Origin of the sequence: Streptomyces sp. SAI-170, from assembly GCF_049739565.1 — a bacterium.
Lineage (GTDB): Bacteria > Actinomycetota > Actinomycetes > Streptomycetales > Streptomycetaceae > Streptomyces.
Window position 1 is genome coordinate 3,510,469 of sequence record NZ_JBMGQD010000001.1, and the last position, 15,357, is coordinate 3,525,825.

Here is a 15,357-nt window from a genome sequence, read left to right on the forward strand (position 1 = left end):
GCGTTCGGGCGTACGGTCGAAGACATGCGCATTGTCATCGCTGGAGGTCATGGTCAGATCGCGCTGCGGCTGGAGAAGCTGCTCGCCGCGCGCGGGTACGAGGTCGCGGGCATCATCCGCAAGGCCGAGCAGGGCGACGATCTGCGGGAGGCGGGCGCCGAACCGGTGCTGCTGGACCTGGAGTCGGCCGCGGTGGAGGAGGTCGCCGCGCATCTGCAGGGCGCGGACGTGGCGGTGTTCGCGGCGGGCGCGGGCCCGGGCAGCGGACCGGCCCGCAAGGACACCGTGGACAAGGGCGCGGCCGTGCTGTTCGCGGACGCGGCGGTCCGGGCGCGCGTACGGCGCTTCCTCCTCGTGTCCTCGATGGGCGCGGACCCGGGGCACCAGGGCGACGAGGTCTTCGACGTCTACCTGCGCGCCAAGGGCGAGGCGGACGCGCATGTCCAGGGCCTGAACGCCCTGGACTGGACGGTCCTGCGCCCCGGTTCGCTGACGGACGACGCCGGCACCGGGCTGGTCCGGCTGGAGGCACACACCGGCCGTGGCGCGGTCACGCGCGACGACGTGGCCGCCGTGCTCGCGGAGCTGATCGAGACCCCTGCGACGGCCGGTCTGACTCTCGAACTGGTCGGCGGATCTGTGCCGGTGTCGGTGGCGGTGAAGTCGGTAGCGGGCAACTGAGCGTCGTCGCGACGTTGTCGCCGGCGGGCAACTGAGCCTCGGTGAAGAGGAGTCGCCGGCGGGCGACTGAGCCTCGGCGGGGTGCAGTCAGCGGCGGGCAATAAGCCTCCACGTCGGGACAGGGGTCAGAACAGGGGCAGTTGGCCCGGGAACTCGGGGACGACGTAGCCGTCGAGCGACGGCTGCACCGCTCCGAGCTGCGCGGGCCGGCGGGAGCCCGGGCACGAGACGAGCCGGTCGCCCTCCCGCGCCCCGGGCGGGTCATGCCGGGCGAACCGTCCGGCGACGACGGCGATTTCACGACGGCACTCGGGGCAGCGCCTGCGGCGGGACGACATGGGATCAGTGTGCCCGCCGGGTCTGACAATGCCCGCCTCCCAGGCAACGCAAAGACCCCCTCCGTTCGCACGGAGGGGGTCTTCCCCAGTGTGGCGGCGCCAGGATTCGAACCTGGGTAGGCTAAGCCGACGGATTTACAGTCCGCTCCCATTGGCCACTCGGGCACACCGCCTGGGATTGCTGCTCGGAGCCGCTTTTCGGCGGTGCTCCGTGGCAACGACGTAAACAATACCTGATCCCGGGGGGTGCTTCGCCACCCGATTGATCAGCGGGGAGATCGCTAGGCTTGGGGCCTACCCGCAGAGCGTCATCCCAGGACCGAGCAAGGAGCCACACGTCATGGCCGACTCCAGTTTCGACATCGTCTCCAAGGTCGAGCGGCAGGAGGTCGACAACGCACTCAACCAGGCCGCCAAGGAGATCTCCCAGCGCTACGACTTCAAGGGCGTCGGCGCCTCGATCTCGTGGTCCGGCGACAAGATCCTCATGGAGGCGAACTCCGAGGACCGGGTCAACGCGGTCCTCGACGTCTTCCAGTCCAAGCTGATCAAGCGGGGCATCTCGCTGAAGGCGCTGGACGCGGGCGAGCCGCAGCTCTCCGGCAAGGAGTACAAGATCTTCGCGTCGATCGAGGAGGGCATCTCCCAGGACAACGCCAAGAAGGTCGCGAAGATCATCCGTGACGAGGGCCCCAAGGGCGTCAAGGCCCAGGTGCAGGGCGACGAGCTGCGCGTCAGCTCGAAGAGCCGTGACGACCTCCAGGCCGTCATCTCCCTGCTGAAGGGCAAGGACTTCGACTTCGCGCTGCAGTTCGTGAACTACCGGTGACCTCACCCGTCCTGGCGGGCGGGCATCCGGGGAGCTCCCGGGATGCCCGCCCGCCTCGTCGGTGAACGGGACGTTCGAATTCCTTCGCTAGGGTGCGCCGCATGACGCACCCCTCCGGCCCCGGGCTGCGGCGCACGCTCGGTGTGAGCGACGCCGTGGTGATCGGGCTCGGCTCGATGGTGGGGGCCGGGATCTTCGCCGCGCTCGCGCCCGCCGCGCGGGCGGCCGGTTCCGGGCTGCTGCTCGGACTCGCGCTGGCCGCCGTGGTCGCCTACTGCAACGCCATGGCGTCCGCACGGCTGGCCGCGCTGTATCCGGCCTCGGGCGGCACGTACGTCTATGGGCGCGAACGGCTCGGCCCGTTCTGGGGCTACCTCGCCGGCTGGTCCTTCGTCGTCGGCAAGACGGCCTCCTGCGCGGCGATGGCCCTCACCGTGGGGGCGTATGTCTGGCCGGAGCAGGCGCACGCCGTGGCGGTCGCGGCCGTGGTCGCGCTGACCGCGGTGAACTACGGGGGCGTGCAGAAGTCCGCCCGGCTGACCCGGGCGATCGTGGCGGTCGTGCTGGCTGTCCTCGTGCTCGTGGTGGCCGTGTGCCTGGGCTCCGGGGACGCTGTGGGCGCCCACCTGGACATCGGGCTCTCCGGCGGACTGGGTGGTGTGCTCCAGGCGGGCGGGCTGCTGTTCTTCGCCTTCGCCGGGTACGCGCGGATCGCCACGCTCGGCGAGGAGGTGCGGGACCCGGCGCGGACCATCCCCCGCGCGATTCCGCTCGCCCTGGGGATCGCCCTGGCCGTGTACGCATGCGTGGCGGTGGCCGTGCTGGCCGTGCTGGGTCCTGACCGGCTCGGGCAGGCGGCCGCGCCGCTCGCCGAGGCCGTGCGGGCGGCCGGGCTGCCGGGGCTGGTGCCCGTCGTGCGCGTGGGCGCCGTCGTGGCCGCGCTGGGCTCGCTGCTCGCGCTGATCCTCGGCGTCTCGCGCACCGTTCTGGCGATGGCCCGGGACCGGCACCTGCCGGGGGCGCTCGCGGCGGTGCACCCCCGCTTCCAGGTGCCGCATCGGGCGGAGCTCGCCGTCGGCGCGGTGGTCGCGGTCCTCGCCGCCACGGCCGACGTACGCGGCGCGATCGGCTTCTCCTCCTTCGGCGTCCTGACGTACTACGCCGTCGCCAATGCCTCCGCCTGGACCCTCGACCCCTCCCCCAGGGCGCGCGCCCTGCCCGCACTGGGCCTGCTGGGGTGCGGGGTGCTGGCGTTCTCGCTGCCGGGGGCGTCGGTGCTGGTCGGCGCGGCCGTGCTGGTGGCCGGGGCCGTCGCCTACGGCGTACGCGCGCGGTGGGCGTAGCGGACGCTGGCGGACCCCTTCGGGCCTCGGACGTTGCCGGCCAGGTCAGCGGGCCGCGAACGGCTGGTCCGTCGGGACGATCTCGCGCCCCAGCGGGAGCAGCGAGACGGGTATCAGCTTGAAGTTGGCTATGCCGAACGGGATGCCGATGATCGTCAGACACAGGGCGATACCGGTCGCGATGTGGGCGAGGGCGAGCCACCAGCCGGCCAGCACCAGCCACAGGACGTTGCCCAGGCAGGACGGGGCGCCCGCGTCGCGACGCTCGACGGTGGTGTACCCGAAGGGCCACAGCGCATAGACGCCGATGCGGAACGCGGCGATCCCGAAGGGGATGCCGATGATCGTGATGCAGAGCAGCAGGCCCGCGGCCAGGTAGCCGAGGAAGAGCCAGAAGCCGCTCAGGACGAGCCAGATGACGTTCAGGATCAGTTTCATCGGCGGGGACCTGCCATCTGCTCCAGGCGCGAGATGCGCTCGGCCATGGGCGGGTGGGTGGAGAACATCCGGGACATGCCCTGTCCGGGCCGGAACGGGTTGGCGATCATCATGTGACTCGCGGTCTCGATTCTGGGCTCGGGGGGCAGCGGAAGCTGCTTGGTGCCGGCGTCGAGCTTGCGCAGAGCTGAGGCGAGGGCGAGGGGGTCGCCGGTGAGCTGGGCGCCGGAGGCGTCGGCCTGGTACTCGCGGGAACGGCTGATGGCCAGTTGGATGAGCGACGCGGCGAGCGGGCCCAGGATCATGATCAGGAGCATGCCTAGGAGGCCGGGGCCGTCGTCGTCGTCCGAGCGGCCGACCGGGATCAGCCACGCGAAGTTGACCAGGAACATGATCACCGAGGCGAGGGCGCCGGCGACCGAGGAGATGAGGATGTCCCGGTTGTAGACATGGCTCAGCTCATGGCCGATGACCCCGCGCAGCTCGCGCTCGTCGAGCAGGCGCAGGATGCCCTCTGTGCAGCACACGGCGGCGTTGCGCGGATTGCGCCCCGTCGCGAAGGCGTTGGGCGCCTCCGTCGGGGAGATGTACAGGCGGGGCATGGGCTGGCGGGCCTGCGTGGAGAGCTCGCGGACCATGCGGTACAGGGCGGGCGCCTCGAACTCGCTGACCGGACGGGCCCGCATGGCGCGCAGGGCCAGCTTGTCGCTGTTCCAGTACGCGTACGCGTTGGTGCCCAGTGCGATCAGCACCGCGACGATCAGTCCCGTACGGCCGAAGAAGCCGCCGATGACGATGATGAGTGCGGACAGTCCCCCGAGGAGTACTGCGGTCCTGAGCCCGTTGTGCCGGCGGTGCACGGTACGCCCTCCAAGTGGTGCGGCAGGGGAACCCTTTGCTTGTCGATCTCGATGCCACTGGTGCCGTGGTGTCACGTCCAGTGGACCCTCCCGCTTTGGACAACGCGAGGCGAGAGCCACTAGTTCCCTTGTGCCCGTGGGGGCGCTCCGAGGCGGGCGTGGGCCGTACGGGTGACCGTCGGCCCACGCGTCTCAGAACCGGTCAAGGCTTCTCGGAGCAGGTCCGCGTCTCAGAACAGGCCCGTGTCGGCGAAGCGCAGGACCAGCTGGGGTGCTCCGGACAGGGCGATGCCGATGACGGCCGTGACGGCGATCGCGGCCGTGAGGGGCGCCGGGACGGTGTGCCGGCCGGGCTCGCCCTCGGGGGCGCGGAAGAGCAGGGCCGTCCACTTCAGGTAGTAGACCAGCGCGATCACGACGTTCACCGCCATCACCACGGCCAGCCAGCCCAGGCCCGCCCCGACGGCCGCCGAGAAGACGGTGACCTTGGCGAACAGGCCGATGATGCCCGGCGGCAGGCCAGCGAGGCACAGCAGGAAGAACGCCAGGACCAGGGCGGTGACGGGGTTCTTGGCGTACAGGCCCCGGTAGTCCGCCACGCGGTTCAGGGCGTGCGTACGGCCCACCAGCGCGGCCACCGCGAACGCGCCGAGGTTCACGGCGCCGTACATGAGGGCGTAGGCGAGGGTGGAGCCGACGGAGTGCTCGGCGTCGTCGGAGTACGCGGCGGCGGCGATCGGCACCAGGAGGTAGCCGGCCTGACCGACCGAGGACCAGGCGAGCAGGCGTACTGCGCTGTACGCGCGCGTGGCCTGCTGGCGCAGGGCGCCCACGTTGCCGACGGTCATGGTGAGCGCGGCCAGCACGGCGAGGGCGGGGCCCCAGACGTCGGCGTAGGACGGCAGGGCGACGACCGTGACGAGGATCAGGCCGGAGAAGCCGACCGCCTTGCCGACGACGGACAGATAGGCGGCGACCGGGAGGGGCGCTCCCACATAGGTGTCGGGGACCCAGAAGTGGAAGGGCACGGCGGCCGTCTTGAAGGCGAAGCCGACGAGGGTGAGGACGACGCCGGTCTGGGCGAGGGTGTGCAGCTGGCCGTCGACGTCCTGGATGCGGTCGGCGACCTGGGTGAGGTACAGGGTGCCGGTCGTGGCGTAGACGAAGCTGATGCCCATCAGGCTGACGGCTGTGGCCGTGACCGAGGACAGGAAGAACTTCAGGGCCGCCTCGGAGGAGCGCTTGTCGCCGTGGCGCAGACCGACGAGAGCGAAGGCCGGCAGGGAGGCGACCTCCAGGGCGACGATCAGGGTCGCCAGGTCACGGGAGGCGGGCAGCAGGGCGGCGCCCGCGGCGGAGGAGAGCAGCAGGAACCAGAACTCCCCTTCGGGGAGTTCCTTGCGCGCGTCCTTCAGAGCGGTGACCGACAGCAGGGCAGCGACGAGGGCTCCGGCGAGGACCAGGAACTGGATGACGAGGGTGAAGCGGTCCGCCGTATAGCTGCACACGCGTGTGTCGCCGGTGAGGCAGAAGGTGGAGCGGTCGCCGTCCAGCAGGGGCAGCAGCATGGCGGTCGAAGCAGCGAGGCCCGCTACCGAGATCCACCCGAGCACGGCCTTCCTGCCGTCCGCCACGAACAGGTCGGCGACGAGGACGGCGAGCGCGACGACCGCCGCGATGGTGGGCGGCGCGACGGCGAGCCAGTCGACGTCCTGGACGAGGTTGACGGCCTGCGTCTGGGCCGGGTAGCTCATCGGGTGCCTCCTGCGAGGAGCTGCTGCACGGCCGGGTCGGTGAGGCCGAGGAGGGTCTTGGGCCACAGCCCGGCGACGACGGTGAGGACGACGAGCGGGGTCCAGGCCGCGAACTCGTACGTGCGGACGTCGGCCAGCTTCGGCACCTCGTCCTGCGGGGCGCCCATGCACACGCGTCGGACCACGACCAGCAGGTAGGCGGCCGTGAGCAGCGTGCCGAAGGCGCCGATCGCCATGAAGGTGAGGAACGCCGGCCTGCTGAGCCCGTCGGCGGGGTCGAACGCGCCGAACAGGGCGAGCATCTCGCCCCAGAACCCGGCGAGTCCGGGCAGGCCGAGAGAGGCGACCGCGGCGAACGCGAGCAGGCCGCCGAGGCGCGGGGCACGGCCGTACAGGGCGGCGCCGGTCTGCTCGGCGAGGGTGTCGAGGTCGGTGCTGCCGGTGCGGTCCTTCAGGGCGCCGACCAGGAAGAACAGCAGGCCGGTGATGAGGCCGTGCGCGACGTTGGCGAACAGGGCGCCGTTGACGCCGGTGGGGGTCATCGTGGCGATGCCGAGCAGGACGAAGCCCATGTGGCCGACGGACGAGTAGGCGATGAGCCGCTTCAGGTCGCCCTTTGCGCCGCGCCTGGCGAGGGCCAGACAGGCGAGCGATCCGTAGATGATGCCGACGACCGCGAAGGCGGCGAGATACGGCGCGAAGTCCCGGAACCCGTCCGGCGCGACCGGGAGCAGGATGCGGACGAACCCGTACGTGCCCATCTTCAGCAGGACACCCGCGAGCAGCACCGAGCCGACGGTCGGGGCGGCGGTGTGGGCGTCCGGCAGCCAGCTGTGCAGCGGCCACATCGGGGTCTTGACCGCGAGCCCGAGACCGATCGCCAATACGGCGATGACCTGCACGGACGTGGTCAGCGACCGGCCGTTGTCAGTGGCGAGTGCCACCATGTCGAACGTGCCCGCCTTGATTCCGATCAGGAGCAGGCCGAGCAGCATGACCACGGAGCCGAGCAGCGTGTAGAGGATGAACCGCCAGGCGGCCTCGGCCCGTCCCTCGCCGCCCCAGCGTGCGATGAGGAAGTACATCGGGATCAGGACCATCTCGAAGGCGAGGAAGAACAGCAGCAGGTCGAGGACGGCGAAGGTGGCGAGGGTGCCGGACTCCAGGACGAGCAGCAGGGCGACGAAGGCCTTCGGGGACGGGCCCGCAGGCATCTTGAAGTAGCTGTAGAGCGCGCAGAGGAAGGTCAGCAGCGCGGTCAGGACCAGAAGGGGGAGGGAGATGCCGTCGATGCCGAGGTGGATGCGCACGTCGAGTGCGGGGATCCAGCTGATGTCGGTGCCGGCCTGCATCTTCGACGGGTGGTCGTGGTCGAAGCCCAGCGCGAGGACGATCGCGGCGAGAAGGATCGCACCGGTGACGGTGACTCCGTGGCGCAGCACGGCCTGCTCGGGCGACTTCCCCTTCAGTCCGGGCGGGGCGGGCAGCAGAGCGGCGGCGGCGCCGAGGAGCGGGCCGACGACGACGAACGCCAGAAGGAACTGCATCACTGACTCGTTGATATCGATCACGCCTGCTCACGCTCCCGTGGCGACGAGGACGACGGCGACCGCCAGGACGACGGTGCCGGCGAGCAGCGCGCTCACATAGGTCTGCACATTGCCGGTCTGGGCGCGCCGGACGGCCGCGCCGAGCAGGCGGGGCAGGGCGCCCGCGCCACGTACGTAGGTCTCGACGACCTCGCGGTCGAGGAACCGGACGAGGCTCGCACCGGCCCGCACCGGGCGGACGAACAGCGCCGAGTAGACCGCGTCCAGGTGGAAGCCGACGGCCGCGTGCCGGTGCAGCGGGCCGAGCAGCAGCCGCCCGGGGTCGGCCGGGTCGGGGGCATAGGCCACATCGCCGTAGGCGGGCGCGTGGCTGGCGATGGCCTCGGCCTCGACGAGTCCGGCGTCGCCCTCGGGGTGGGCGGCGACCGCGCCCAGGGGCACACGCGCGGCCAGGGCGGTGGTGTGCCGCCAGGCGGCGTAGGTGACGAGGCCGCCGACGAGGGCCACGCCCGTGCCGAGGACGGAGGTGGTGAGCGTGGGCGCGAGGTCGTTGCCGTCGAACCAGTCGGGCAGCAGCCGGTAGGTGAGGCCGCCGAGCGCGAGGGACGGAAGGGCGAGCACCCACAGCACCACGGTCATCGTCAGCGGCTGACGGCCGTGGTCGGGGGCCTCGGCGCCCCGGCCGCGGAAGGCGCGCAGCCACAGCCGCATCGCGTACGCCGCGGTCAGCAGGGCGGTGAGCAGGCCCGAGACGAGGACGATCCACCCGGCTGCGCCGGGGGCGTGCTCGGTGTGCCCGGTGGAGACGTGCTCGGCGGCGCCGAGGACGGACTCCTTGGAGAAGAAGCCGCTGAACGGCGGGATCGCGGCGAGCGCGAGGAGCGCCACGGTCATCGTCCAGTAGGCGTCGGGGACGCGGTCGCGCAGGTCCTTCATCCGGGACATGGCGGCCAGCGAGTTGGTGCCGGCGGCGTGGATGATCACGCCGGCGGCGAGGAACAGCAGCGCCTTGAAGGCGCCGTGGGACAGGAGGTGGAAGACGGCGGCACCGCGGTCGCCGACGGCGAGGGCGCCGGTCATGTAGCCGAGCTGGCCGATCGTCGAGTAGGCGAGGACGCGCTTGATGTCGTCCTGGGCGAGCGCGGCGAGGCCCGAGCCGACCATCGTGACGGCGGCCATGACCGCGAGGGTGACCATCGCGGCCGTGGAGGCCTGGAAGACGGGCAGGAGCCGGGCGATGAAGTAGACACCGGCGGCGACCATCGTCGCGGCGTGGATCAGCGCGGAGACCGGGGTGGGGCCGGCCATCGCGTCGGGGAGCCAGGTGTGCAGCGGGAACTGCGCCGACTTGCCCGCCACGCCCGCGAGGAGCAGCAGGGCGATCAGCGTCGGGTGGTCGAGGCCGCCGCTCGCGACGGCACCGAGGACCTTGGTGATGCGGAACGACCCGGCGTCCGTGGCGAGGGCGAACAGGCCGATCAGGAAGGGGACGTCACCGAGCTTGGTCACCAGGAAGGCCTTGAGGGAGGCGGCGCGGGCCTCGGGGGTCTCCCAGTAGTGGCCGACGAGGAAGTAGGAGCAGATGCCCATGACTTCCCAGCCGACAAGCAGCACCATCAGGTCGCCGGAGTAGACGACCAAGAGCATCGCGGAGGTGAACAGCGAGACGAGAGCGGCGTACGACGGGTAGCGCGGGTCGTCGCGGAGATAGCCGGTGGAGTAGATCTGCACGCAGCCGGCGACGAAGGCGACCAGCACGGCGACGAGCGCGGCGAAGCCGTCGATGTGCAGGGCGAGTTCGATCGGGACCGAGCCGGTGGGGGTCAGTTCGGTGGCCGCGTCGACGGCCGCGTCCCCGCCCTGGCGGGCCGCGACGACGCAGGCCAGCACGAGGGAGGTGAGGACCGGCAGGACGGCCAGCGGACGGACGAAACCGGGGGCGGTGCGGCCGAGGAGCAGTCCGGCGGCAGCGCCGAGGAACGGCAGGAGGGGGACGAGAACGGCGAGGGTGGTCGTGGTCACGCGGTGGCCTCAGCCTTCTCGGCGGCCGTCCCCACCTCGGGGACGTCGGTCTCGTGGCCCTCGGCGGTGTCGCGGAGCTTGTCGATGTCCGCGGTGCCGCGGTTGCGGTACACGGCGAGGACGATCGCCAGGCCGATGCCGATCTCGGCGGCGGCGATGGCGATGGTGAACAGGGTCAGGGCCTGCCCGGAGTGCAGGGTCTCCTCGGCGGTCCGGCTGAGCCAGACGTCGAACGCGACGAGGTTGAGGTTGACGGCGTTCAGCATCAGCTCGACCGACATCAGGACCAGGATCGCGTTGCGGCGGGCGAGGACGCCGTACAGGCCGGTGCAGAAGAGGAGGGCGGAGAGTACGGCGGGATAGGCGAGGTGCATCAGCGGGCGCCTTCCTGCTCGGACGGGGTGACGCCCTCGGACGGGCCGGTGTTCACGGGCTGACTGGTGCCCTTGGACTGGCTGGTGCCCTGGGACTCGCTGGTGCCCTGGGACTCGCTGGTGCCCTGGGACTCGCTGGTGCCCTGGGACTGGCTGGGCTGCTCGGCCCGGCCTGTCCCCTCGGCCGACTCGGTTCGCGGGGCCGTCTCCGCTCGCTCAACCGGCCTGGTTCGCCCGATCGGGTGATTACGGGAATGCGGGGCGAAAGGGGAACCACCGGTGGTGGCCCGGGAGTTCACAGGGGGAGAGCTCGACTCCGCCTTCGCCTTGCGGGACAGGACGATCGCGCCGACCAGGGCCGCGAGGAGCAGGACGGAGAGGGCCTCGAAGGGGAGCACCCAGTTCTGGAAGAGCGCCTGGCCGGTGACCTCGGTGGAGCCGGCCGGGGCGCCGTCGAGGTCGATCCAGGTGGCGCGGAAGGCATCGACGACCACCCAGATCAGGGCGGCCGCCGAGGCGACGGCGACCGTGAGGGCGGCCCAGCGGTTCCCGGAGTCCGCGTCCGGGGAGCGGCCGATGGGTGCCCTGGTGAGCATCAGACCGAAGAGAAGGAGGACGACGACGGAGCCTACATAGATCAGGACCTGCACCCAGGCGATGAACTCTGCGGTGAGCAGGAGGTACTCGACGGCGAGGCCGCCGAGGGTGACCACCAGCCACAGGGCGGCGTGCACCAGCTGCCGGGTGGTGACGGTGACCAGGGCGGCGCCGAAGGTGACCAGGCCGACGAGGAGGAAGGCGATCTCCACGCCGGTCGGGGACAGGAAGCCGTGGCTGTCCGCGGCGACCGTGGTCAGCGCCGTGGAGCCGGGGGCCATGGCGTGGGAGGCGAGGCTCACGCGTCCCCTCCCTGCGACTCGGTTCCCTGCGGCCCGGTTCCCTGCGGCTTGGTCGGCTCGGTCGGCTCGGCTTCGGCAGCCTGGGCGGCGGCGAGCTTCTCCGCCGTCTTGTGGGCCGCGGCGATCTCCTTCGGTTCCTCCGCACCCGGGTCGAGGGCAGGCGGGGCCGGCACGGTCCACATCCACTCGCGGAGCTTGTCGCGCTCGTGGGTGAGGTCGTGGATGTCGGTCTCGGCGTACTCGAACTCCGGGGACCAGAAGAGCGCGTCGAAGGGGCAGACCTCGATGCAGATACCGCAGTACATGCACAGGGAGAAGTCGATGGCGAAGCGGTCGAGGACGTTGCGGCTGCGCTCACGGCCGCCGGGCGTCGCCGCCGGGATCGTCTCCTTGTGGGAGTCGATGTAGATGCACCAGTCGGGGCACTCACGGGCGCAGAGCATGCAGACCGTGCAGTTCTCCTCGAACAGGCCGATCACACCGCGGGTGCGGGGCGGGAGGTCGGGCTGGACGTCGGGGTACTGCTCGGTGACGGTCTTCTTCGTCATCGTGCGGAGGGTGACGGCCAGGCCCTTGGCGAGGCCGGAGCCAGGAATGGGGGCCACTAGGAGATCACCACCTTGACGATGCCGGTGAGGGCGATCTGAGCGAGGGAGAGAGGGACGAGAAGGGTCCAGGAGAGCTTCTGGAGCTGGTCCTCGCGCAGGCGGGGATAGGTGACGCGGAGCCAGATCACGACGAAGGCGAGGACGGCCGTCTTCAGCAGGGTCCACACCCAGCCGAGGCCGTCGGCGCCCCAGGGACCGTGCCAGCCGCCCAGGAACAGGACGGTGGTCAGGCCGCACAGGACGACGATCCCGGCGTACTCGGCGAGGAGGAAGAGAGCGAAACGCAGACCGGTGTACTCGGTGTAGGCGCCGAAGATGATCTCGGAGTCGGCGACGGGCATGTCGAAGGGGGGTCGCTGGAGCTCTGCCAGACCGGCGACGAAGAACACGATCGCGCCGACGATCTGCCAGGGCAGCCACCACCACTCGAACGCGTCGAGGATGCCGGGGAGGGAGACCGTGCCGGCCGCCATCGCCACCGAGGCGGCGGCGAGCAGCATCGGGAGTTCGTAGGCGAGCAACTGGGCGGCGGTGCGCAGACCGCCGAGGAGGGAGAACTTGTTGGCGCTGGCCCATCCGGCCATGAGAGAGCCGAGGACGCCGACGCCCATCACCGCGAGGACGAAGAAGACACCCGCGTCGATGACCTCACCGACCGCGCCTTCGCTCGGGCCGATCGGGATGGCGAGCAGCACGAGGAGGTAGGGCAGAAGGGCGACGGCCGGGGCCAGCTGGAAGATCCGCCGGTCCGCGCCTGTGGGGACGACGTCCTCCTTCTGCGCGAACTTCACGCCGTCCGCGACGAGCTGGGCCCAGCCGTGGAAGCCACCGGCGTACATCGGGCCGAGGCGGCCCTGCATGTGGGCCATCACCTTGTGCTCGGTCTGGCCGATGATCAGCGGGAAGGTGAGGAAGACGCCGAAGACGATCAGGAGTCGCAGGGCGACGTCGAGAGCGTCGTTCACTGCGGGCCTCCTGAGGGGTCGGCGGGGGTGTCGGTGTGGTCGGGGGCGTCAGGGCCGGGCTTGTCGGGGGCGGACTCGCCCGGGCCGGGCTCGTCGGGGCCGGCGTTGTCGGGGGTGGGGCTGTCCGGCGTGCGGCCTCGGGAGGCGGTCTCCTGGTCGGCGGTTCCGGGGGGCTCCGGGGAGGCCTCGGCACCGGGTTCCCGCGCGGTTTGCGCGCCCGGCTCCTGGGCCGAGCCGGTCTCGGAGGTGCCTGCGGCCTGCGCCTCCGGCTCCTGGGCCGGCGCCGTCTCGGGCGTGCCTGCGGCCTGCGGTGCCTTCGGCTGTTCCGGTTCCTGCTCCGGCTCCGGCTCCGGCTTCGGCTCCGGGCCCTGCTCCCGCTCCGGCTTCGGCTCGTCGAAGGCCGGGCGGGCGTGGTGCCAAGGCGCGTCGGCGCTGCGAGGGGCCGGGCGGGGCTTCGCTTCAGCGGGGGCCTGCCGTTCGGCAGAGGCCTGCCCCCCGGCGGGACCCTGCTGCCCAGCAGAGGCCTCCTGCCCGACGGGACCCTGCTGCCCGGCAGAGGCCTGCTGGTCGACCGGGGCCTGCTGGTCGGCCGGGCCCTGCTGATCAACCGATGCCTGCTCCTCCGCAGGAGTCGCGGCACGCTGGGAGGCCGAGCCCTGCGACGCGCTGCGGGCACGTCGGGGACCGGCCGGGGCCGTCGGTGCCGAGGTCGTTCCCTCGGTGCCGGAGTCCGTGGCGGGTGTGGTCGCAGCCTCCGTGCGTTGGGAGGCCGAGCCCTGTGAGGCGGTGCGGGCGCGGCGCGGGCCTGCGGGGGCCTCCGGTGCGCGGGGCGTCCGGCCGGGGGAGGTCTCCGGTGCCGGGGGTGTTTCGCCGGCGGAGGTGTCCGTCGCGGGGGTGGTCTGGCTTGCGGAGCCCTCGCTCGCGGTGCGGGTGCGGCGGGCCGGGCGTTCGCCTGCTGGGCGGGCGGCGCCTCGGGCCGGGCGGGCGGGGGCAGGGGGGAGTTGGCCCTTGAGGGGGCCCCAGTCGTTGGGGTCGGGGACACCCGGCGGGAGCATCTGGCGGCGCTTGGGGCCGCCGTGGTCGGACTCGCCCGGCTCCTTGGCGCCCGGCCAGGCCTTGGCGACGCGGGCGGCGAGGACGAAGTCCTTGCGCAGGGGGTGGCCCTCGAAGGTCTCCGGGAGGAGGAGGTGCTCCAGGCCGGGGTGGCCCTCGAAGGTGACGCCGAACATTTCGTGGGTCTCGCGCTCGTGCCAGGTGGCACCGGCGTAGACGTCCACGGCGGAGGCCAGCAGCGGCGTCTCGTGCGGGACGGTCGTGCGCAGCAAGAGCCGCCGGACCGGGTGGAGGGCGACGACGTGGGCCGAGACGCGGAAGCCGGTGCCGGGTTCGTCGACGGCGCTCAGCCAGTCGAAGTAGGTGCAGTCCAGCTCGTCGCGGGCGGTGCGCAGGGCCGGGATCCAGGCGGCCGGGGGCACGTCGACGGTGAGGACGTCGTACGACTCCTCGGCGGTGGCGTCGGGGCCGAAGAGTTCCTCGGCGGGGGCGGGCAGCCAGCCGGTGGCGGTCATCGCGCGCCCTCCGTGCCCAGGTCGGTCTCCTCGGCCGGTACCGGCGGCTGCACCAGGCCGCTCTGCAGGGCTGCCGTGGAAGGCCGGGCGGCGGTGTGGCCGTAGCGCTCGCCCAGGGACTCGCGGGCGATCTTCTCCTGGAGCTTGAGGATGCCCTGGAGGAGGGCCTCGGGGCGGGGCGGGCAGCCGGGGACGTAGACGTCGACGGGGATGATCTGGTCGACGCCCTTGGTGACGGAGTAGGAGTCCCAGTAGGGGCCGCCGCAGTTGGAGCACGCGCCGAAGGAGATGACGTACTTGGGCTCGGGCATCTGCTCGTACAGGCGCTTGACGGCGGGGGCCATCTTGTCCGTGACCGTGCCCGAGACCACCATCAGGTCGGCCTGGCGGGGGCCCGGGGCGAACGGGATCACGCCGAGGCGGATGAAGTCGTGGCGGGCCATCGACGCGGCGATGAACTCGATCGCGCAGCAGGCGAGGCCGAAGTTGAAGACCCAGAGGGAGTAGCGGCGGCCCCAGTTGAGGACCACCTTCATCGGCTCGGGGGCGAGGCGTGCGAGCGCGCCCAGGCGCTTCGGCTCGGGAAGGAGAACCGGTTCCGAGGGGGTCACGTCCATGCCAGGACGCCCTTCTTGTATGCGTAGAGCAGGCCCACGGCGAGGAAGCCGAGGAAGATGAACATCTCGACGAGGGTGGTCGCCCCGTAGCCCGGCGCGGCGAACACCGTCGCCCAGGGGAACAGGAAGATCGAGTCGACGGCGAAGATGACGTAGAGGAAGGCGTAGACGTAGTAGCGGACCTGGGTGTGGGCCCAGCCCTCGCCGACCGGGTCGACGCCGCACTCGTAGGTCAGGAGTTTCTCGGGGGTGGGCACGACGGGCCGCAGCAGCCGGCCGGCCCCGAAGGCGACGGCGACGAACAGCACGCCGACGGCGGCGAGCAGTCCGACGACGGAATAGGACTGGAAGTAGTCCGCCGCGACGACGACAGCCGGTTCGACGGTCGGTTCCCGCACGTCCGTCCCCTCGCTCCCTGGCCTTCGGCCCTCGACCCGCGACGACGACCTGTTCGACGATCTGTACGCACGGGAGTCTAGGCCCTGATAAAGAGACGGTAAGCAGCCCGTCA

General features: G+C 71.6%; 16 protein-coding genes and 1 tRNA gene. 3 read left to right on the plus strand and 14 right to left on the minus strand.

Features of this window, described 5'->3' with window-relative positions; all coding sequences use genetic code 11:
• The first annotated feature begins 24 nt into the window (after window positions 1-24).
• Complete coding sequence (locus RKD23_RS15560) at window positions 25-681, plus strand: SDR family oxidoreductase (RefSeq protein WP_404043762.1); 657 nt, start codon at window positions 25-27, stop codon at window positions 679-681.
• A gap of 125 nt (window positions 682-806) precedes the next feature.
• On the opposite strand, the gene RKD23_RS15565 is transcribed toward RKD23_RS15560, so the two are convergent.
• Complete coding sequence (locus RKD23_RS15565) at window positions 807-1,019, minus strand: hypothetical protein (protein WP_399649652.1); 213 nt, start codon at window positions 1,017-1,019, stop codon at window positions 807-809.
• A 91-nt stretch (window positions 1,020-1,110) separates the two neighbouring features.
• A tRNA-Tyr gene (locus tag RKD23_RS15570) sits at window positions 1,111-1,192 on the minus strand.
• 167 nt (window positions 1,193-1,359) lie between these two features.
• Here RKD23_RS15570 and RKD23_RS15575 point away from each other — a divergent pair.
• Window positions 1,360-1,848 carry a YajQ family cyclic di-GMP-binding protein gene (locus RKD23_RS15575; RefSeq protein WP_393585090.1) on the plus strand — a complete coding sequence of 163 codons (489 nt, stop codon included), beginning with the start codon at window positions 1,360-1,362 and terminating at the stop codon, window positions 1,846-1,848.
• A 101-nt stretch (window positions 1,849-1,949) separates the two neighbouring features.
• The gene (locus tag RKD23_RS15580; RefSeq protein ID WP_424854206.1) at window positions 1,950-3,191 is read left to right on the plus strand and encodes an APC family permease; all 1,242 of its coding nucleotides are present in this window, start codon (window positions 1,950-1,952) and stop codon (window positions 3,189-3,191) included.
• Window positions 3,192-3,236: 45 nt separating this feature from the next.
• On the opposite strand, the gene RKD23_RS15585 is transcribed toward RKD23_RS15580, so the two are convergent.
• The 12 genes from RKD23_RS15585 to RKD23_RS15640 form a co-directional block, all read right to left on the minus strand.
• Window positions 3,237-3,629 (minus strand): YccF domain-containing protein, encoded by a 393-nt coding sequence (locus RKD23_RS15585; RefSeq protein WP_424854207.1) that lies wholly within the window; start codon window positions 3,627-3,629, stop codon window positions 3,237-3,239.
• The gene (htpX, locus tag RKD23_RS15590) at window positions 3,626-4,489 is read right to left on the minus strand and encodes a zinc metalloprotease HtpX (protein WP_404043769.1); all 864 of its coding nucleotides are present in this window, start codon (window positions 4,487-4,489) and stop codon (window positions 3,626-3,628) included. The genes RKD23_RS15585 and htpX overlap by 4 nt, the downstream gene beginning before the upstream one ends.
• A gap of 230 nt (window positions 4,490-4,719) precedes the next feature.
• Window positions 4,720-6,243 carry an NADH-quinone oxidoreductase subunit N gene (locus tag RKD23_RS15595; RefSeq protein WP_424854208.1) on the minus strand — a complete coding sequence of 508 codons (1,524 nt, stop codon included), beginning with the start codon at window positions 6,241-6,243 and terminating at the stop codon, window positions 4,720-4,722.
• Window positions 6,240-7,814 carry an NADH-quinone oxidoreductase subunit M gene (locus tag RKD23_RS15600; RefSeq protein WP_424854209.1) on the minus strand — a complete coding sequence of 525 codons (1,575 nt, stop codon included), beginning with the start codon at window positions 7,812-7,814 and terminating at the stop codon, window positions 6,240-6,242. The genes RKD23_RS15595 and RKD23_RS15600 overlap by 4 nt, the downstream gene beginning before the upstream one ends.
• A gap of 6 nt (window positions 7,815-7,820) precedes the next feature.
• Window positions 7,821-9,815 carry an NADH-quinone oxidoreductase subunit L gene (locus tag RKD23_RS15605; RefSeq protein ID WP_424854210.1) on the minus strand — a complete coding sequence of 665 codons (1,995 nt, stop codon included), beginning with the start codon at window positions 9,813-9,815 and terminating at the stop codon, window positions 7,821-7,823.
• The gene (nuoK, locus tag RKD23_RS15610; RefSeq protein WP_424854211.1) at window positions 9,812-10,189 is read right to left on the minus strand and encodes an NADH-quinone oxidoreductase subunit NuoK; all 378 of its coding nucleotides are present in this window, start codon (window positions 10,187-10,189) and stop codon (window positions 9,812-9,814) included. Before nuoK ends, RKD23_RS15605 begins: the two co-directional genes overlap by 4 nt.
• Window positions 10,189-11,067, minus strand: coding sequence for an NADH-quinone oxidoreductase subunit J (locus tag RKD23_RS15615; protein WP_424858247.1), 879 nt, complete (start codon window positions 11,065-11,067; stop codon window positions 10,189-10,191). Before RKD23_RS15615 ends, nuoK begins: the two co-directional genes overlap by 1 nt.
• A 17-nt stretch (window positions 11,068-11,084) precedes the next feature.
• The gene (locus tag RKD23_RS15620) at window positions 11,085-11,693 is read right to left on the minus strand and encodes a NuoI/complex I 23 kDa subunit family protein (RefSeq protein WP_424854212.1); all 609 of its coding nucleotides are present in this window, start codon (window positions 11,691-11,693) and stop codon (window positions 11,085-11,087) included.
• Window positions 11,693-12,661 (minus strand): complex I subunit 1/NuoH family protein, encoded by a 969-nt coding sequence (locus tag RKD23_RS15625; RefSeq protein ID WP_424854213.1) that lies wholly within the window; start codon window positions 12,659-12,661, stop codon window positions 11,693-11,695. Before RKD23_RS15625 ends, RKD23_RS15620 begins: the two co-directional genes overlap by 1 nt.
• A complete protein-coding gene (locus RKD23_RS15630) occupies window positions 12,658-14,229 on the minus strand; it encodes an NADH-quinone oxidoreductase subunit C (protein ID WP_424854214.1) in 1,572 nt (523 codons plus the stop codon). The genes RKD23_RS15625 and RKD23_RS15630 overlap by 4 nt, the downstream gene beginning before the upstream one ends.
• Window positions 14,226-14,846, minus strand: coding sequence for an NADH-quinone oxidoreductase subunit B (locus RKD23_RS15635; RefSeq protein WP_424854215.1), 621 nt, complete (start codon window positions 14,844-14,846; stop codon window positions 14,226-14,228). The genes RKD23_RS15630 and RKD23_RS15635 overlap by 4 nt, the downstream gene beginning before the upstream one ends.
• Entirely contained in the window at window positions 14,837-15,244 is a 408-nt protein-coding gene (locus tag RKD23_RS15640; RefSeq protein WP_424854216.1) for an NADH-quinone oxidoreductase subunit A, read from the minus strand. Before RKD23_RS15640 ends, RKD23_RS15635 begins: the two co-directional genes overlap by 10 nt.
• Window positions 15,245-15,357: the final 113 nt, after the last annotated feature.